The sequence below is a fragment of the Chachezhania sediminis genome (assembly GCF_009765275.1).
GTDB lineage: Bacteria > Pseudomonadota > Alphaproteobacteria > Rhodobacterales > Rhodobacteraceae > Chachezhania > Chachezhania sediminis.
In genome coordinates this window covers 1-18442 of record NZ_VOPH01000020.1, presented here as the reverse complement: position 1 = coordinate 18442, position 18442 = coordinate 1, and the positions used below count along the sequence as shown (strand labels likewise).

Annotated in this window: 21 protein-coding genes; 2 read left to right on the top strand and 19 right to left on the bottom strand. The window is 64.8% G+C overall.

The features are described from left to right. Positions 1–13: 13 nt before the first annotated feature. The 19 genes from FQK05_RS25275 to FQK05_RS25185 form a co-directional block, all read right to left on the bottom strand. Positions 14–829 carry a conjugal transfer protein TraF gene (locus tag FQK05_RS25275; RefSeq protein WP_158972273.1) on the bottom strand — a complete coding sequence of 272 codons (816 nt, stop codon included), beginning with the start codon at positions 827–829 and terminating at the stop codon, positions 14–16. Next, a complete protein-coding gene (traF, locus tag FQK05_RS25270) occupies positions 826–1164 on the bottom strand; it encodes a conjugal transfer protein TraF (RefSeq protein ID WP_233270683.1) in 339 nt (112 codons plus the stop codon). The genes FQK05_RS25275 and traF overlap by 4 nt, the downstream gene beginning before the upstream one ends. A gap of 62 nt (positions 1165–1226) precedes the next feature. Then, positions 1227–2540 (bottom strand): conjugal transfer protein TraN, encoded by a 1314-nt coding sequence (gene traN / locus FQK05_RS25265; protein WP_158972269.1) that lies wholly within the window; start codon positions 2538–2540, stop codon positions 1227–1229. Beyond that, positions 2537–3958 carry a hypothetical protein gene (locus FQK05_RS25260; RefSeq protein WP_158972267.1) on the bottom strand — a complete coding sequence of 474 codons (1422 nt, stop codon included), beginning with the start codon at positions 3956–3958 and terminating at the stop codon, positions 2537–2539. The genes traN and FQK05_RS25260 overlap by 4 nt, the downstream gene beginning before the upstream one ends. A gap of 3 nt (positions 3959–3961) precedes the next feature. After that, positions 3962–4705, bottom strand: coding sequence for a type-F conjugative transfer system pilin assembly protein TrbC (trbC, locus tag FQK05_RS25255; protein WP_233270682.1), 744 nt, complete (start codon positions 4703–4705; stop codon positions 3962–3964). Further along, on the bottom strand, positions 4690–5676 hold the full coding sequence (gene traU / locus FQK05_RS25250) for a conjugal transfer pilus assembly protein TraU (RefSeq protein ID WP_158972265.1): 987 nt from the start codon (positions 5674–5676) through the stop codon (positions 4690–4692). The genes trbC and traU overlap by 16 nt, the downstream gene beginning before the upstream one ends. Then, positions 5673–6113: a thermonuclease family protein gene (locus FQK05_RS25245; RefSeq protein ID WP_158972263.1), complete on the bottom strand. Its 441-nt coding sequence runs from the start codon at positions 6111–6113 to the stop codon at positions 5673–5675. The genes traU and FQK05_RS25245 overlap by 4 nt, the downstream gene beginning before the upstream one ends. Then, positions 6113–6736: a type-F conjugative transfer system protein TraW gene (gene traW, locus FQK05_RS25240; protein ID WP_158972261.1), complete on the bottom strand. Its 624-nt coding sequence runs from the start codon at positions 6734–6736 to the stop codon at positions 6113–6115. The genes FQK05_RS25245 and traW overlap by 1 nt, the downstream gene beginning before the upstream one ends. Next, positions 6733–7248, bottom strand: coding sequence for a S26 family signal peptidase (locus FQK05_RS25235; protein WP_158972259.1), 516 nt, complete (start codon positions 7246–7248; stop codon positions 6733–6735). Before FQK05_RS25235 ends, traW begins: the two co-directional genes overlap by 4 nt. Then, entirely contained in the window at positions 7232–7588 is a 357-nt protein-coding gene (locus FQK05_RS25230; protein WP_158972257.1) for a hypothetical protein, read from the bottom strand. The genes FQK05_RS25235 and FQK05_RS25230 overlap by 17 nt, the downstream gene beginning before the upstream one ends. Then, positions 7588–10065: a TraC family protein gene (locus FQK05_RS25225; RefSeq protein WP_158972255.1), complete on the bottom strand. Its 2478-nt coding sequence runs from the start codon at positions 10063–10065 to the stop codon at positions 7588–7590. The genes FQK05_RS25230 and FQK05_RS25225 overlap by 1 nt, the downstream gene beginning before the upstream one ends. Next, on the bottom strand, positions 10062–10304 hold the full coding sequence (locus FQK05_RS25220; protein ID WP_158972253.1) for a hypothetical protein: 243 nt from the start codon (positions 10302–10304) through the stop codon (positions 10062–10064). Before FQK05_RS25220 ends, FQK05_RS25225 begins: the two co-directional genes overlap by 4 nt. Next, the gene (locus FQK05_RS25215; RefSeq protein ID WP_158972251.1) at positions 10292–10693 is read right to left on the bottom strand and encodes a TraV family lipoprotein; all 402 of its coding nucleotides are present in this window, start codon (positions 10691–10693) and stop codon (positions 10292–10294) included. Before FQK05_RS25215 ends, FQK05_RS25220 begins: the two co-directional genes overlap by 13 nt. Then, positions 10690–11976, bottom strand: a complete 1287-nt coding sequence (locus FQK05_RS25210; protein ID WP_158972249.1) for a TrbI/VirB10 family protein — start codon at positions 11974–11976, stop codon at positions 10690–10692. Before FQK05_RS25210 ends, FQK05_RS25215 begins: the two co-directional genes overlap by 4 nt. Then, a complete protein-coding gene (locus FQK05_RS25205; RefSeq protein ID WP_233270681.1) occupies positions 11973–12611 on the bottom strand; it encodes a TraK domain-containing protein in 639 nt (212 codons plus the stop codon). Before FQK05_RS25205 ends, FQK05_RS25210 begins: the two co-directional genes overlap by 4 nt. A 116-nt stretch (positions 12612–12727) precedes the next feature. Next, a complete protein-coding gene (locus FQK05_RS25200; protein WP_233270680.1) occupies positions 12728–13288 on the bottom strand; it encodes a type IV conjugative transfer system protein TraE in 561 nt (186 codons plus the stop codon). After that, the gene (gene traL, locus FQK05_RS25195; protein ID WP_158972243.1) at positions 13288–13575 is read right to left on the bottom strand and encodes a type IV conjugative transfer system protein TraL; all 288 of its coding nucleotides are present in this window, start codon (positions 13573–13575) and stop codon (positions 13288–13290) included. The genes FQK05_RS25200 and traL overlap by 1 nt, the downstream gene beginning before the upstream one ends. 102 nt (positions 13576–13677) lie before the next feature. Next, on the bottom strand, positions 13678–14073 hold the full coding sequence (locus FQK05_RS25190; protein ID WP_158972241.1) for a hypothetical protein: 396 nt from the start codon (positions 14071–14073) through the stop codon (positions 13678–13680). Between the two features lie 285 nt (positions 14074–14358). Next, complete coding sequence (locus FQK05_RS25185; protein WP_158972239.1) at positions 14359–14724, bottom strand: hypothetical protein; 366 nt, start codon at positions 14722–14724, stop codon at positions 14359–14361. Between the two features lie 661 nt (positions 14725–15385). Between FQK05_RS25185 and repC the strand changes: the two genes are divergently transcribed. Together repC and FQK05_RS25175 are read left to right on the top strand one after the other, a co-directional pair. Beyond that, complete coding sequence (gene repC, locus FQK05_RS25180; protein ID WP_158972237.1) at positions 15386–16576, top strand: replication initiation protein RepC; 1191 nt, start codon at positions 15386–15388, stop codon at positions 16574–16576. A 127-nt stretch (positions 16577–16703) separates the two neighbouring features. Next, a complete protein-coding gene (locus FQK05_RS25175; protein ID WP_158972235.1) occupies positions 16704–17849 on the top strand; it encodes an HPP family protein in 1146 nt (381 codons plus the stop codon). The last annotated feature ends 593 nt before the right edge of the window (positions 17850–18442 follow it).

Below are 18442 nucleotides of genomic sequence, written 5' to 3'. Positions count from 1 at the left end.
TGTCTCGATCCGGTCATTGGTATTGCTCTCCGAAGGCGGTTTCGCGGACGGCGTAGACGCGGCTCAGGATCAGGTCCTCGGTCAGAAGCCCGCCGCCCAGGAGCTGCACCGCGCCGGTGGCAGGCTCGACCAAGGCCACCAAGGGACGGGGAAGCTCGGCGAGCCCCAGCTCCTCGAGCCGCCCGTCATCGACCACGAAATCCGGAAACCCCTCGATGGCAGCGCCATCGGCGGAGACGGCCAGGACCTCGATCCCGTAGGTGGCCTCCATAGCGATCAGAACCTGTGCCTGGGCGAGGCAGAGCCGACAGGCCAGCGGATCCTCAAAGACGAAGAGAAAGCCTGCATCGGTGGCGGCGGCCTTCAGCGCCAGCCTCTCGCGGACATTCTTCTGATCCTGGAAGATCGCCTGGCCCATCTGGGTCAGGGGGCGGCTGACATTGGCGTCGAGCGAGGGGTTTTCGTAGAGGACCCGCTGCCAGCCACCGGCAAAGGTCGCGGCCATCTGAGCCATCCGGGCATTCATGCGCATATAGGCCTCGATATGCGCTGGCGTGGGTTCGAGGATCGCCAGATGCTTAAGCTCGTCGGCCTCTTTCCGAAGCGCCATCATCCGTTCGGTGGCCGTGGGCGGGACTGGCGGGGCCTGCGCTTCGGTCGGCGTCTCCGGCGGCGGCGGTCGATGCACTTCCGGTGCCGTCTCCGGCACGGGTTCGCAGTAGAAATGCCAACCCTTGATATGGTCGCCATTGCAAACAAGCCCGGTTGCGCTCGCACCCGGCACACCGATCGAGACCAGAGCCATTGCAGTGATCCAGATCCGGGTCATGGGCTGCCTCTGGCTCGGCCCACCGCGCGGGCCACGCGTTCGGCATAGGCGCGGGCGTTCCGGTAGCCCACCACCTCGTCCACGACGCGGTCTGCCCAGGGCGCGTAGATGAAGGTCGTGGGATATTGGTGAACCCCTGCGGCCAGTGGATGCCCTTCGGGCAGGATGGCCGTCGGGAAAGGCGGGATCGGACGTCCGTCTTCCGAGACGACAAGCACGGGCAGGCCCGCGGGCTCGGTCATGGCGGCCAGGACCGGGGCCGCGCGCTTGCAGATCCCGCACCAGCTGGCACCGACGAAGATGAACCCGACATGGCGCAGCTCGGATGCCCGCACGGGACCAGGTAGAAAGGCTCTCGCGGAAGCAGCACCGAGGCCCAGGAGAAGAACCCGGCGCCTCACTGCCTGTCTCCGGTCAGAAGATCCTGGGCCGTCTTCGGCGCCCCGGGGAAGCGGTTGGCATAGAAGGCCTCGATCCCTTCCTGGACCGGCAGCTTCGCACCGGCCAGCATGTCGCCGAAGACTTCGGAAAGATCGAGATCGCCGACGTCGATATTGGCGAAATCCTCGACCGTGACATAGCCGCAGTCAGGGTTGTCGGGCCAACCCCAGGCCTCGCCCTTGAAGGCCTTGATCTCCTCGACGAAGACCCGGCCGAGCTTGCTCTTGAAGGCGCAATAGACATAGCGGCGGCGAATGCAGGCGCCGAGGAACCTGAGCTCGCAATCATCGCCCACATAATGCGTGCGCCCGGTGGCCCGCTCATCGGCAAGGATCTCGGCCTCTTCAGGGCATTGCTGGACACCCGTCAGGACGCCGCTCAGATCGCAGCAATCCCGCCCGGGCACCTTGCTGCAGGTGTGACGCTCGCCCTGGAAAAAGCGGATCGCATTGGCGTCCGTCTGACCCGAAGCACGGGCGTCTGCCTGCATTTCCGCAAGGAGGTTCAGCCAGGCGGCCGCGTCTCCGAAATCCTCACTCGGCTCCTGCTCCGCGCCGAGGCAGAGATCACCAACGCAGACATTGATCGGCTCGCAGGAGGTTTCGAGCACGCGTTGGTCTTCACCGCATTTGTAGTGGTATTCACGGTTCGAACAGATGCCGTTCTCGTCGGCCACAAGACAGGTGTCGCCCACCCTGTGGCAGAGCGGGTCACTCTCGAGGGGGCCGCAATCATTGTCGCCTTCGCCCGGCACGATGCATTCATATGACCGTCGCTTTCGCCACCAGGCCCGGGCGAAGTCCTTGCGATTGATCTCGCGGGTGGCCGCGCCCTGTACCGTCTCGGTCCGATCGAGGTCGCAGGCCTCGTCCACCTCATAGGTCTCGCAACGGTTCCGGATCTCCTCTTCGACGGGGCCGAACTCGGTCTTTTCGAGCATCGCGGGCGCCATGTCGGCATCCTCGTTCAGGCAGTCGAAAACCTTCCGCCGCTGCCGGCAGGCGCCGTTGCGATAATCCACGCAGTCGCTCGAGACTTGGGTGCAGTTCACGCTGGCGGCGACCGCCTTGCATTCGTTCAGGGGATCGCTGTCGGAGCAGGCCTGACTGCCGACCGATTTCGAGCAATAGCCCACCAGCGAAAACCCGGCGACGGTTGCATTGGACCGGCTCTGGCAATCGTATCGGGGCCGCTCACAGGTTTCTTCTGCGCTTGCGGAACCCGCGAACAGAAGGGCCGCGAAGAGGATACCGAGAACGCGAGGGATCATTTGCATTCCTCCCTGTCCTCGCGATCGAAACTGTCGCAGCATTCCCCCTGCAGATCGATCCGAAGCCTGCTGCTCGCGCCCGAGGTTGCATTGTCATAGGCGACCCGGATCTGCAGCGGGGTTTCGGCCCAGGTCTTGGCCTCTTCGGGATTGAGGCTCGGCACCTGGGTCAAGGACAGGAACCGCAGGACATTGCGGCCGGCATAGCCACTGTCGGTGACATCCGAGAACAGATGGCAGCTCGCGTGGGGATTGGGCGAGTGCGGGCGACAGCGGAACACGGGCTCCGAGGCTTCGTCGCCGCCGCTGGTTTCCCATCGGCCTTCGGCTTCGATCATCTCGTAGGGCGACGGTCCGTCGCCGATCTCCCAGTCCGGCGACGATCCGGTCGCTTGCGTAAAATTGCTCTCGGCCGAGAGGTCTCCGTTCGAGAGCACCGCCATTGCCGTGCGCCATGGTTTCCCGACGATGTTGCATGAGTTCTCGACAGTCGCTGCCACCAGCTTTGCCGATGTGTCCGAGGTCGGACACCAGGCCCCTGCCCCACCGAAACTGCCCTTTGCCGTACCACCCCAGGTCCCCAGGATCGTGCCCTCGGCAATCACCTGGATGGCGCCATTGGCCTCGACGCGGGAAAGCCGCGCCTCGCTCAGGCGGACGTGATCGGAAAGGGCAATCGTGACATTGGTCTTGCGCAGATAGCCTGACCGCTCTGCGGAGCTTGCAGGGAGAGGAGGGACATCGATGACAAGCGTGGTCCCATCCCAGCTTTCTTTCGCATTGCCGACCCGGATGTTGTTTTTCAGGCAGGTGGCGAAGGGCTTCCTCTGGTGACAACTGTAGGAGGTCCTGCGATTGCAAACCTTGATGTAGTCCTTCGCGCGCCTGTCGCAGCGATAGGTGTCGGTTCGGTCGACCCAGATCTTCCGGATCAGATCGCAGGTTTTCGTCTTCCGCCTGGGGCTTGTCTCGCAAAACTGGTCTATGATCCGGCTCACGGGCAGTCCGACAGGCGTGCAGGTGGGATCCTGGGACTGGAAGATGTGGCCGAAGATTTTCCCGGCATTCTCATGCGCCGCATTGGCATCGTCGAAGAGCGGGCCCTGCCCGTCGATCTCGATCACGGGGCGCGAGGCAACGCTGTCCTCGGTCGCCCGCAACATCCGGCCCGTGGACGTGTCCCCCTGCCGGATCTCCTCGATCTCCTCCTCGAACCGCTCGGGTTTCAGATCCCGCTCGGCCGGGTTCTCGCGATAGGGGACCACGACTTCCTTCATGGTCTCCGGGGTGAAGATCTGGCCCTCCAGTCCCCCGACACCGGAGAGTGCCTGGTCGACCCGGGCCGTGTCGGCGACCACCGTGCCGCCTGCAGCCGGGAGACAGAAGGCCAGAACGGCGAGGATATCGGTGCCCCGCATCTCTCACTCCTCCAGCATGGGTCGGGCGATGCCGGCCGCCACATCGCCCTCGCGGGCAATGAGCTGCAGGGCGAAATCCAGCGGCACATTCCCCTTCACCCGGTCATGAGGTGGTGCTGGATCGCCCTCGCAGCCCGAGGTCTCGCAGACCTCAAGGGGCCCCGCGACCGCGATGACCTGAGGGACGACATCGACATCGAAACGGGCAAAGAAGGTCGGGTCGATCAGGAAGCCGGGGCTCTGGGCGGCCTCCCCGAAGACCCGCTCAAGCGCCGCGCGGGTGTCAAAAACGGAGTTCCCGACGAAGCCCCGGAAGAGGATCGGGACACCGCGCAGGCTCGCCTCTTCCATCATGTCCCTCAGCGCCGTGTCGGGCATCGAGAAGGAGGCAAAGAGGAAGACCCGCGCATCGCCATAGCGGTCCGCATCGCCGGCCTCTGCGACTGGTGCCATCTCCTGTGGATCGGCTCCGAGAAGCGCCCGGACACGGGGGTTCTTCAGCGCGCGGTCTCGGGCGGCCTTGAAGTCGAAAGCCTCGAAAGCTCCGTCCGCGGGGGCCTGGGGCTTGAGCCGTGACCGGAGGCGTTCGGCGTCCTTCGCTGCCTCCTCCATCATCCGGTCGACCGGCACGCCCAGATCTCCCAGGGCACCCGGCGCAAAGCGCGGGGCCGGTCGTTCCGGTGGCTCGGCCTGAAGCGGGGCGGCGAGACTGGCAAGCCCGGCGCAGAGGATCAGAGCGCGCAGCAATTGCGTTTCCTCCAGATGTGCCAGCCGAAGCTTTCGCCCTTGAAGGGAAATTCCCTGAGCCGGTCGATATACTGGGTCGAGAAGCCGGTCGGCCCGCAGCCATAGCGGCCCGAGGTCTTGGCCACGGGCCGGGTGACCTGCATCCGGTACTGGCTCTTCTTGATGATCGGCGCCGATTGCGGCTGGCAGAGCGCGCCCTCTCCGGAGGTACTGCGCGCCAGAAGCAGGCGGTGCATGCGGGCCACCATCTTGGTGGCCACGGCCTGGCTGCCCATGATGCCGCCGGTATGGGCCGCGACATCACCCTGGATCGGATAGATCGGCCCCGCGCAGCCCGCGCACCAGAAGAGCGGGTCGAGCGCCAAACCGCCCGAGGAGGCTGCCACGCAATCGGCGGCACAGGCCGCCTGCGCGACCGGGTTGGCAAAGAGCACCGCTTCGGGATTGATGAGATTGTTCAACTCCGCATCGTTCCAGAGCGGATCGATCTCGGATATATAGGCCACGTCGAATTGTTCGTTCTGCAGGCAGAGCCCTTCGACCACGATCTCGAGCCAGGAGATCAGCGGGTAGAAGTAGTAATGCGCCTGCCAGCTCGAGCCGGTATTGCCGCCGGCCTCTTCGGTAACGGTGGACTTGCCGAGCGCGAGGAGCCCGAAATCCACATCGAACCCCATATTCACGAAACAGCCGGCCTCATTCGCCACATCGACGAGGCGCGAGGGTTCCCAGAGCCCGATCGAGAGCCCGATCCGGGGCGGCAGGCCCGGGCAGAGACAGAGGGGCGAGCCCGGGTTTGCCGTATCGGGCCGACCATTACCGCCGAGGCTGATGCCTCCGATCGAGATCGGAAAGATGCAGTCCCAGCAGATCTCGGTGATCGGGTTCAGGAACTTGGCGTTGCAGATGGCCGATGCCGGCTGTGCCAGGACGACGAAGGCCAGGGCCAGAAGGATCGGACGGACCGTCATTCAACCGCCCCCCGGTCGGCCCGGCACCAGGGCCCGCGCCGGCCACCACGATAGGGACGGGCCAGGCCTTCGAGGATCAGAAAGGTCCCGACGTCCTGATCTCCAACGTAGAGGTGGCCCAGCTCCCGTCCGTACCGGTCCTGCCGGCCCGACACAGCGAGGTGCAAGGGATGGCCGCCCGTGACAAGCGCCTCGAGCCGCCGGGTCGCGGCCCGGCCCAGCCGGTGTTCGTATGCACAGGACAGCGCGTGGGTCTCGGGCGCATCGAAGCCCAGAAGCCGGATCCGGGTGCCACTATGGGCGATCGTGTCGCCATCGATCACCCGAATGTCGGCGGCACGGATCTCGACGCCCTGTGGCCCCGCTTCCTGATGTACTGGCGCCCCGCCACTGCCGGACAGACCAATTGCTACCGCAATCCAGTGAACGAGGCCCATCACTCGTCCTCCCCGACGGGAACTTCCTCGACCCGCATGACCGGGTCTTCACGGGTCACGACGGCCGGGACGTTCAGGATCCCGAAACGCTCGGCCAGGACCGCATTCTGGTCGAAATAGAACCGCCGCCCCTCCTGCCGCATCAGCTCCAGCGGATTGCCGTTGACCAGGACCAGGAGCGTGTCGAGCTCATTGCCCTCGCGGAGCGCGAAGTCCACCTGTGCGGGATCATCGCCATCGAAGAGCACGATCCGTTTCCGGAACCGGGAATGGTCGAGTGGGTTCACGCGTGTCCCGGCGCGCGCGAAGACCTGACCGCGATGATCGGCCAGATCCGTCTCGAGCGTGATCGAGAGATCGACAGTCCAGCTCTGCCGCTCCACCGCCCTGCCCAAGCCCGCGACCGGCCGCGGTCGGTCGACATAGGCCCGGGCGTTTCGCTGCATCTCGTCGCGAAGCTCGTCGACGTCGCCCGCCGCCTCCTTCTCTGCCAGCCGTACCTGGATGGCATCCAGAAGTGAGGTCTCCGCGATCTCGAAAAGAGGTCCGTGCGTGCCCAGGTCCTTCGCCGAGACCAGCGCGGGTGGGGAGAGCACCAGACAGAGGAAAGGAACGACCCTCATTCGAGCCAGGCCTTCAGTTCGGACCAATGCGGAAACGGGATCGGGAATCCGACCGCGATGACATCCTCGACCGGGATTCCACCGATGATCTCGTAACGACTGTCGAGACTGTCGGCACTCTCCCCGAAGATCGCGATCTGCCCCTCGGGCACCCTCGTCGCCGACCAGAGCGCTGCCACGGCATGGCCCTCTTCCACGAAAGGCGCAAAGCACTGGCCCCTGAGGCAGATCCTGCCCTCGACATGGGCAATCGCATCGCCCGGGACCCCCACGATGCGCTTCGCGAGATAGAGGTTCTGCCCCGGGAACTGCCTCGCCAGCACGGGCGGCATCTTCACGGCGGCCACCAGCCCCGGGCTCAGGATGCGGGGCCAGGTGAATAGCGCGAAGGCATGGGCCTCCATGCTTTCGGTCGCGTTCATCATGAGCCGACCGAAGGCCAGCGTGTAATAGACCGGGATCACGAAAATCAGGGTTGCGGCGACCAGGGCCACCTTAGCTCCGGCTGTCATCGAGCACCCTCCGCATGATTTCTTCTGTGACATCCACCGCCCGCCCCGCCGGCGCGGAGAGGACCGCGCCAAGTTTCACGACGACGGTCCCGGTCTCGGCGCTGTAGGCACGGATGGCCGAGGTGACCCTCGCCTCGAGACCCTCCGTCATTGACGCGAACTGGTCGTCATCGGCCCGGGCCTCGCTCCAGAGCACGAAGGTCAGCAGGCCCGCATCGGCATCGAATGTCCCGATCTGCGCTGCCTCGGGCCCGCGCCCGACACCCCACCAGACCGCGAGGGCCAGGACCTGCACTCCGATCAGCAGGCAGATTGCACGGGTGGCAGTTCGAAGATCCATCACCGAACCTCGCCCTGCTCAATGAGCGTCTTGATGGCCTCGACCACCGACAGTCCCTGATCGCGCAGGCGGGCGATCTTCTGGACCGTGGCCCCTTTCGATGAAAAGACCGCCAGCGAGAACGGGTCGAGAAGCAGCCGGCCATAGACGAAGCCGTCCGTCGTCTGGATCGCCATTTCCGAGAACCGGCCCGGCACCGCCTGGATGCTCTTCAGAAGCACCTTGGCGGCCGGATCCACGCTCTCCAGCGCATCGATGCTTTCGGCCTTCTGGGCCAGGAAGACCCGGTAGTCCGAGTTCTCGAGACAGACCTTGGCCGCCGGATTGGCCTGATAATCCGCCATAGATTGCGTCCCGGTGATGAGCGCCCCGGTATATTTGCGCGCCCGGCGGACGACGCCCTCGATGAAGGCGGCCGTGCCCTCGCCCTTCAGGAGATCCCAGGCCTCGTCGATGACGATCGCGACCGGGGTGGCGCGGTCGGTCTTGAACATGAGCTCGGTGCCAAGAAACATCACGAGCTGCAGGATCGTGGCCTCGAGCCCCGCCTGGCCCTTCACGTCGCTGAGTTCGACCACCGAGAAGGGCGCATCGAGCGAGATATTGGCCGGGCCTTCGAAATAGGCGCCATAGATCCCGCCCCGGGAATAGGCGTCGAGCTTGCGGACCACGTCCGGCAGCCGCGGCTCCTTGCCTTCGATCTCTCGGAGGAGATCCCGGACATCGCCGATCTCGCCCTCGGGTCCTTTCTCGGCCCAGACCGCCTTGATTGCGGTCCGGATATAGTCTTCCTCGACCCCCCGGACCCGGCCGCCCTGGTTGTCCCCCAGATCCGCCATCGAGGCGATGACCCGCGTGATCAGTTCGACCGCGTCGGCCTCGTATTCCGCGGTCTCCATCGCCTCCGGGTCGAGCAGCGAGAACGGGTTCAGCCGGTTCACGGTCCGGCCGTCGAAGGCCACATGCTTGCCTTCGAGGATCTCGGCCGTGGTCTTGAAGGAATAGCCGTCGTCGATGACGAGGACCCGCCCACCGGCGGCGAAGATCCCCACCGCGAGCTCCTGCATGAAGACCGACTTGCCCGCCCCCGATTTTCCCACGACCGCGACATTGTAGTTGCCGTCGCTGGCGTAATTGTCCCATTGGAATGCCTGCCCCTGCCGACCCACGAGCAACATGCCTGGCCCGGAACTGTTGCCGCTCCATTCGCCGTGGAGCGGCATGAAGGCAGCGGCCGCCTTCGTCTTCAGAAGCTTCATCCGCATCGCCCGCCCAAAATCCGCCATCATCCGGTTGGTGCAGCCGAAGGGCAGGCTCGCCATGAAGAGCGGCAATTGCAGATGCGTGTCCTTCGAGAGCAGGATCCGCTGCCGTCGGTAGATCGAGGCCATCTCGCCTGCGGCGAGTTCCGCATCCGCCACACTGCCTGCGGCATAGGCCACGACCGTGTAGAGCGTGGTGAACAGCCGCTCGCCCGCCCGAAGATCGGCATCGAGCTGGTCATATTCCGCCTTCATCCGCTCGAACTGGGGAATGAACTTGCCGTAAGAGGTCTTGGCGGCGTGCTCGTTCTTCGTCCGCTTCGTCATGACCATGGAGGCCGCGCGCTCCGGGCCCATCATTTTCAGCGTGAGGCTCGTCAGGACAGGCCCGACCGGGCGCTCCATGAGCCGCGTCGGATCGCCCGCAAGGAACATGCCGAGGCCAAAGGCCCATTCCTCGGGATAACCCTGGACCGAGGCCGCCGTGGCCGACATCTGCGGCTTGCCGGAAAATCCCAGTCCTTCGCGTTCGACCCGGAGGCTTGCGCCCGGCAGCTGGAAGTTCAGCGGAATGTTCGGGTCATGGCGGCGCATCCCCGCGCCGATGCCCGGCTCGCCCGCAGCGTGGAAGAGCTCGCGCAGGAGCGTCAGGAAGGTCTCGGGGCCCACGTCCTGGCTGCCGCTCGAGGAGGCATAGGTGTTCCGGATCGCAGTCCGGACCGCGCCCAGACGTTTCTGCTGGTCCATCGAGAGGTCGCCCTCGATCCAGGCCGCGATGAAGATCCGCCGCCGGAACGGGATGGCGCGGGCGCCCTCGGCCAGCGTGCCGAAGCGCATTGACTGGAGGAACGCGTGGCGCTGCAGGACCAGTTCGGTCACGAGATCGGACCGGCCCATGCGCGCCGCCATCCAGGCATCGCTCACGGCCCGGAAATCCGGCGACGTCCAGTTGATCACCTGGATCGTGGCTTCGACCGGCAGGCTCGCCGCCAGGATCGCGGCGATGTTCGCGGCCAGGTCCTGATCACCGACCGAGCCGCCCACTTCCAGCATCCAGCCCGCGCCATGCTGAACATAGTAGAGCCCCGTTTCCTCGTCATGGGCTCGCCAGGGCAGGATATCGGAGAGATAATCCCCCGAAAGAAGGTCCGGCTCGGCCTCAGTCCAGACCGGCTCTCCGAAAAGACCACGAAAGGCGTCCATGAAGATCTTCATTCGCGCCGCCCCCGCCGGGCCCGGGGACCCTTCGTCCGATGCGGGAAGCTACGGCCCCGGGCGGCAACACGGTCGATGATCCGCCAGGCCCGGTCGCGGAACTCATGAATATATTCGTTCGGAAGCCAGACCGTCACTTCGCTGAAGCCCGCCTCGCGGCGGCTCTCGCGGATCTCCGCCATCCGAAGGGCCTTGTCGTTCCGGCTGGGCGGTTTCGGATCGCGGGTCACGTCTTCCACGCCCCCTCGCGGATCACGAAGTGGACAAAGCGCGCCTCTTCCAGAAGCCCGCCCTCATCTAGGATGGGAGCGATCCAGAGCGTGCCCACCAGTTCCGGACTGCGGTAGAGCGCGGCATTGTAGGGATACCCCCCGTCCGCCATCCCCGCCAGGGCGCCCTTGCCCGAATAGAGCGGGCGCTGGGAAAGGGATTTCAGCGCCGTGTCCTCGGGTCGCTCGGCCAGGGGAATGACGCCCCCTGCCCCCGTCCCGTCCACCGCCGAGATCGTGGTGCAGGGCGAGCCTTCCTGCGCTGCACAGAGAAAATCCTTCTCGGTATTCGCGGCACAACCCGCCAGTCCCAGGAGCATCATCGCAGCGCCCCCGACATGTCCCGTTGCCTGTCTCATCCGCCAAGCTCCACCCCTTCGATGAACACGATTTCCACCTTCGTGCCGCCATAGAGCGACACGACCGGCTGGTACTGTTCGGCCCGCGCGATGTAGTAGTCGGCGAGCGTATCCGCGGCCGAGGACACGCCCCCAGAGAGCGTGCCGGCGACCCCGCCCCTGAGACTGTCCTGAAGGCTCGGATTGTCCTGATTAAGCTGGCTCATGGCCGCGGCATCGAAAGCCGAACCCAGACCGCCCACGAGACCCGCCACCATCGCGTTCTTCACGAGCGGACCTTCGCGCGAGACGACCTTGCCCCGGACCCCTTCCTTGCCCGACCCGGTCATGTAGCCTGCGACCTTCGTCTCCATGACCGCGCCCCGCCCGTTCACGCAGGTCATGGTGATGAGCCGCACCCGAACCCGCTCCGCGGAAAGATCGCCCGTGGCCGAGCCTTGGACCGTGCAGCCGGTGATATCCACCCTCGCGGGCCGCCCCCGCCCCTTCGCGGCCGTGACCGCAGGGCCCGTGATCCTGAGAAGGACGGGGATGGGGTTTTCGCGGCCACCGACATTGGTCGCGGCATCGGCCCCCGACAGGACCACCGCCGGTGCATAGCTTCCCGCGGGAATGTAGCTTGCGAGATCCCGGACCCTGTCCTCCCCCGCTTCTGCCTCAGGCCGCTCCACCGTCGCCAGCGTGAAACTCGACCCCAAGGTCTGCCACCCGGACCCGGCTGGCATCCCGGAATCGCCCGCCGCCTCGTCGATCCTCCCAGACGTCCGTCGCACCCCCCGATCAACCGGCGCCCGGTTGATGAAATCCGTCCCCGTCCCCCGAAACGCCGCCGGAACCCGGTCACCCGTGCCCGGCGCATCCGCTCCGCCAGCCACGCCCTCACCCCCACGCGCAGCCCCCGTGGCCCCCCGTCCCGCCTCCAGTTCGGAAATCCGCAGCGCCTGCTGGACCAGGACATCGTCATATTCCTTCCGCACATCCTCGAGCCGCGCCTCATAGTCCCGCGTTGCCTGCTCCTGCAGCCGCTGCTGCTCCTCGAGATCCTTCTTCAGTTTCTCGATTTCCGCCTGGCCCCTCGTGATCCAGGACATTTCCGGTGAGGCCGCCGAGGTCCGGTCGTTGATGATCGTCTCGTCGACGCTGCCCTGGCCTAGAGTGGGAAGCCCGCCATTCGGCCCGGGTCCCATCAGGACACCCATGACGAGGAAGAGCGCCAGCGCCGCCACGACGGCCAGGATCAGGAAGACCATCTGCTTGCGCTTGCGGGACGCCGTTTTGCTCATGGCTTCTTCCTCACGACGACGACCCAGCACCGCTCACCCGCGGCGAGGCTGGCATCCTGCACCCAGACCGACAGGACGCCCGCCCGGTAGAACTCCTGCTCGCGCACCTGCCGCGCGGCCTTGCCGGCCTTCGCGACCCGCACTTCGCCCACCAGATCCCCCACCGCGACTGACCGGATCAGGGCATTGTTCGCCCCGGACTGCGGGAAGGCCGTGCGGATCCCCTTCCGGATCGTTTCGCGCGTGGCCTCGGTCAGTTCTTCCGCGATCCCGCCACCACCCGAGAGGCTGGTGCTGACAAAGCCTTCATCCTCGACCGCCCCGGCCTCGTCCTCGCGCTGCCGGCTTGGTTTGATGTCGATCAGCACCGTCTGCGTCTCGGCCGTGATCGGGCGCATGAGATAGGCGATCGTCATTCCCTTCTCGGTGATGAGATAGCCGCCCTCGGGCTCGGGTCGGGTGCCGGGCTGGCCGGAATATCTGAGGAACAGATCCCCCGTCACATCATCGGCGCGGGACTCGAACATGGTCATGTCGCTGTCGCTGATGATCTGCTTGATCCGCTGGCCCATCACGCTGATCCGCGTGACGCCGGTCGTCGAGACGTTGAACCGCGCCAGACCGTCCTCACGCACCGCCATTGTCTGGGCCAGGGCGCCGCCTGCCCAGGTACAGAGAAGGAGCACCGCCAGGACCGCAGCCCTGGTCAGGTCGCCGACAGGGTGCCGCGCTTCGCTTCACCAGAAGTCGCTCAGCCATTCGCGGCCTCCACCAGCGCGCCGATGCTCACGAGCCGGATCGAACCCGCTTGCGGTCGGAATTCGAGAAGGATGCGCTTGGCCTCGCGGGCCACCTGCGTGGTCTCGAGGAACGTCACCAGTTCCCCCGACACGACGATCTCGTAGGCCCGGAAATTGTGCTCGATCCGCCTTGGATAGAAGACCGTCGAAATATCGCGTTCCCGCATGTCCTCGGCGATCTCGTCATAGCGCGCGAGGATCCGCGCCCGGTCCGCCGGGCTGCTCAGCCGCTCGATCGTCTGGCGCCCGTAATCGAGACTGCCGGGGGCGGCATTGTACATCGCATAGACCGCGTCGAGCGCCAGGGCCTCGACATAGCCCTTGTCAACCGTGCCGCGGGCCACCATCCCGTCCCGGACCATCGTCGGCACCAGCACCACCTGGTTCGACTGGCTGACAAGCTTCGTGGCGAGGAAGAGGTTCGAGGCGATCATCACGAGGACCACGATGACCAGCAGCACCAGCGCACGGCGCATCGCCCTGGCCGCCGAACTCAGCCGCTGCACGTCCACTACGCTCTCCATTCGGCAACGGCGCTGTCGGGGAAGGACCGGAACGGCGTCGCGATCCGCGGCGTCAGCCAGTAGATCCGACCCGCCAGACCCGGAAGCCCGTTCCGCCCCTTCACACGTTTCCAGAGGATATAAGCCACCATCCCGGCCGCGAGACCCGGGATCAGGTTCCGCGTCATGAGGCCCACCATCAGCGGCAGGGCCGCGGCAATCGCCTCGTCCGCCGGGATCACGAAGAACTGCGGTGGGTCCTGGAGACGCTGCTCCACTCTGATCACGTCGACCATGATCACCTCCAATGGTCTCGGACATTTTTCCGGGTGTCGAGGGGCACCCGTCGCGCGCATGGCGCGACGGGCTGGTCCGGGTTCGGGGAGGATAGGTCGGACCTATTCGACCGTGGCCAGGCCCAGGGTGTCCGGATCGGCCGCAGCCAGCAGCGCCGTCGAGGCGGTCACGCCACCGAGATTGGTCACCGTCTGGACGCCGTAGCCCAGGAAGAGGGCCGTCCCCAGCGCCATGATCGCGGGGCCCACCCGCTGGGTCACCGCCAGCATCACGCCGCCCACGATGATCGACACGATCATGATCACAAAGCCACCGGCCCCGAAAAGGATCGTGTTCAGGTCCTGCCCCAGATCGTAGAAACCCTGCTGGACCCCGGTATTGGTCCCCGCCGCGGCCGCAGCCCCTGCCGTCGCGAGCAGTACCGCGCCCGAGGCGGCAGCTTGCGCGCATGACCGAAGAACCGGCTGCCTGCCGGTCATCAGCTGTTTCAATTGCATGGTTGGTTCTCTCTTCCGTCAGATACGAGGTTGCTTGGAAACCGCGGGGCCTATTCCGCAGCGGTGGTCATCCCGACAGCGCGGGCCGGAATTTCGATGGTCGATGGAAGACAGCCCCAACGCGCTCGACCCGATGGGGAGCGCAAATCTGGGGTCGAGGGAGGTCGGGCAGCGGTCCCGGCCGAACCTTCTGCCTGGGGCCGCCGCGCGGGAAACCGCAACAGCGGCACGGCATCTGCATCCGCTCCGTCGTCGGGCAGGACGCCGCCGGCAAAGCTCGGTCGATCAGGGCGCTGACGCGGCCTCCGGGTCGGGTGTCCCCCGATGAAGCTGTGGAAAGGCCTCACCTTGGTTGAACGGGACCGTTGCCGCCGAATAGCCGAACTTGTGCAGGAAGGAGATGACCCCTCCGATGGTCTTCTGGATCCGGAGATCCGGACCCCCGGCTGAAGACATCCGCGTGGTGACAATGACCTTCCGCCGCTGACCGTCGGCCGAGAGCATGTAGAAGGCCCATTCGCCCACCCATTGCTGCTTGCGTTGGGCAGTCTCCAGACAGGCCACCCACAGAACATAGCCCTCCTCGAGGAGCAGGTCGATCTGCTGTTCCGTGATGACATTGGGCAACTCGTCTCTCAGGGACTCAAACACGGTCGGACCCTTCACAGGACAAGACTGTCGCCTCGGGTCCGTCGTTCAACCTGAGCATGACCATGGCCTCGATGCAAGACATATTTATTGATATATGATTGATTGATTGACGCAAAAGCGACCTCCTGTTCTAGTATCCGGGACAACCTCCAGCTGTGACGCCGAGATCGACTGAATGAGATCTGAAGTGATCATGGCCAATCAAATGACATGTGGTGGTGAGCAAAGGCCATCGAATCAGCCAGATCACCTGAAGCAGCCCCAAGTGAATATTTTGCATCTCACTACATGTTCGGATCATCAAAAGATAGCTTTTGATGCAGGCATTCACCCAGCCGCCAGCTGAAGTCTGGTGTTCTGCAGCGCAGCAACAGCCCTTGCCCGCCCAACAGACGTTTCAGAGCTCGCAATCGAGAAAAGGAGGACGCGCGCCACCAAAGAGACAGACCGCCTCTTGATCCACACACAAAGAAAACCCCCGCGAGGGTCTCGACCAGGAGACGAACACACGAGGGTGGGGAACTTGAAATTGGGACTTAGGAAGGTCTCCGTAACCTAGCACCCCACCCGCACTGGCACAACCTTAATCCGTGGTTCGCGGATCCTGTTGTCGTGTCTTCCGGTCAGGAACCCTCGTCCAGCAGAGATGAGCTGAGCGAACATGCGTTCCCTGAACGCGGTCCCGGACCGCGCCCAATTCCTGTACCCAGTGCTTCCCCACGGCCTGACCCGTGGGACCTTTCTGACCCTTGTCGAAACCGTGGCCCCTGCCCTCGGGATCAGTGGCGCCGCGCTCCAGACCTTCCGCAAGATGGCCGAGAAGACCCGACCTTCGGACTGGACCTCGCATGAGGCAGAGCCCGTCTGCTTCATGGCCCAATGCGACATGGCGCGAGCCTTCGGCCGGAGCATCTCGCGGATCCGGGCCCATGAGCGCGATCTGGAATGCGCCGGCCTGATCGAGCGTCGATCTCGTGCCAACGGCTCCCGTTGTGGCCATATTGGCTGCGGGGTGTTTTTCGGCCCGGCGATCGAGCGGGTCGGCGAGTTCCTCGCTCTGAGGGAGGCACTGGAGCGTGAGCGGAAGGAAGCTGCCTGGCTCCGCGGACAGCGCAGCGCCCATCTCCGGCGCCTGAAATCCACCATCACAGCGATCGAGGGGATCGAGCCGGATGGCACCTTTGCCGCCGAACTGCGCGACCTCCTGATGTCATGGCCCAAGGCTGACGCCCTGCACCGCATGTCGCTCGACTGCCTCCAGGCCCATGTCGACGAAGCAGACGAGGCCTGTATCCGGGCTCTGGACACCCTCGAGATCCTGCGGAAATCGAGCGGCCGACCACCCGAAAACGAGCGGTCCCATATACAAGATAAAAATGAAGATAAGATCTGTAGCTGTAATCCCGTCGTCGACGAGGTCACCGAGAACGATAATCAAACCCGCCAACCGAGCGATGGTGCGTTCATCGGGGCCCTCAGCCCGGAAAGCCTGTTCAGGCTCTGCACACAGGACATGCAGTTCTACCTCGCCGCGCGGCGGGATCGTCACGGCACCTTGCGAGCCCACGACTTCACGACAGTCGCGCACTGGCGGGCCCGTGAGATCGGGATTTCGCCGTGGGCCTTGGAGCAGGCCATTGCTCAGATGGGCGAGGCTCTGGCCACGATCTGCCTCATTATCCTCGACGCCAAGGTCGCGGAACCGGATATCGCCATCATCAGTCCGGGCGCATATCTCCGCGGCATGGCCAGGGCGCATCAGAACGGCAGGTTGAACATCGTCGGAAGCCTGATCGGGCTGGCGGAACGGACAAAGGCCAAGGGGGCCGCAGCGTCGACCGCCGGCGGCTAGGAAATCCAATTCTTGATGTCGAGGTTCGGAAGATCCAGAAGACATTCGTGCACCCTGACCCGCTGCCTAGGCTTGATCTCGATCCGCGGCGGTGAAAAATTGTGCAAGAAATGAACGGGGCGGGCACATGAACTTCTTCAGATCGTTGGGGCCCGCCATAGCGCATGCGTCACCGCGCGAGGCACTCCGCGCCGGCGCCGGTGCCCTTGTCGGCCTGGGCGTCGCCGGGTTGTTCCTGCTGTCGCCGAATGCCGATCTGGACCTTGGACTCTACCTCATTGCCCCGTTCGGAGCGACATCGGTCCTGATCTTCGCGGTTCCGAACAGCCCGTTGGCCCAACCCTGGTCGGCAATCGTCGGCAATACCGTGGCCGCGCTCGTCGGTGTCGCCACCTGCATGTTGGTTGCCGAACCGACGCTCCGGATCGCCATGGCCGTCGGGCTGGCCGTTGCCGCGACTATCCTGTGTCGGGCCGTGCACCCGCCTGCCGGGGCCGTCGCCATGACAGCAGCGATGAGCCCGTCCGCCATCGATCATCTGGGTTTCTGGTTCGCCCTGATGCCGGTGGCCGCGGGCACCATCGTCCTCGTCGCCATCGCCGCGGTCTATGCGCACCTGACCGGACGCCACTACCCCTTCCGGCAGTTCGAGGCGCCGGCTGCGGCACGGGGCGAAGACCGCAAACCTGCCGGTTGGCCAATCCTGTCCGAGGAAGCGCTGACCGGGCTTCTGGAACGCAACCGACAGTCGTTCAACCTGGGCGTCGAGGATCTGGCAAGGCTGATCAGCGCGGCAGAACTTCAGGTCGCCGCTCAGCGAACCGGAGAACTCTCGGCATCGGATATCATGTCGAGGACCCTTGTTACCGTCGATCCGGCGACCCCGTTGGCGCAGGTTGCGGACCTGTTCCGGCAATACCGGTTCGCCTCGCTTCCGGTCGTCGGAAAGGGCGACAGGTATCTTGGCGTCATTTTCCAGATCAATCTTATCAGCCGAGCCCGGGAAGACGCCCTGCGACTGGAGCGGAATTTCCTGCCGGCCTTCGGCCGGTTGCTCGATCGCAGCCGCAATAAGCCTGTTCTGGCAGGCGACATCATGAACGTTGCAGGTCCGCGCGCCACGACACAGACCCCGATCGGGGCACTGTTGCCGATGATGGCGGACAAGGACGTGGATGCCGTGCCGGTGCTGGAGCGCGGCCGCATCGTCGGCATCGTCACGAGGACCGATCTCGTGGTGGCCCTGGCACATCTTGTCATCCGCGGAGAGTAACCCGCAGACTCTGCACCCAGCGACGTTTCCGGCAGGGTTCACATCATCCGGATGCTCGCCTGGCCGGTTTCGCACTGCACGCACCGAGCGCGTTTGCATCCTGGGTTCGAACAAGCCCACCGAACGAAGGCGACGCAGCCTCGTACGTGGCCGGAGCCAGACAATTCTGGCAAGACACCGCCTGTGCTTTTGCGCCACTGGTCCATCCCTGGGCCGGATATTCCCGTTCATCGCAGGCAACATGAGACGGATCGCGAAGTCTTGGAGACTTGCTGAGGCCTATTGGAAGCGCACTCCCAAGGGCCGAAACAACCAGACATATCCAAATCAGGGAATCGCGCGCGGCAAATCAAGATGAAAACGCTATGCTTTTGGATCTGACAAATCGGCCAGAGTGCGCCGACATGGTCGCCAAGGTTTTGGATACAAGACCGCAAAATTTGGTACCGATGTCATAGCCATACAACAGCCCTAGTGTTCCGAGTCAGACATTTGCTACCGATTTCCCCTGATTTGGTCGAGGGCATCGAGTGCGCGGCGCTCGCGGGTGAGGATGTCGTCAGCACTCTTGCTCCAGACGAAGGGCTTGGGCT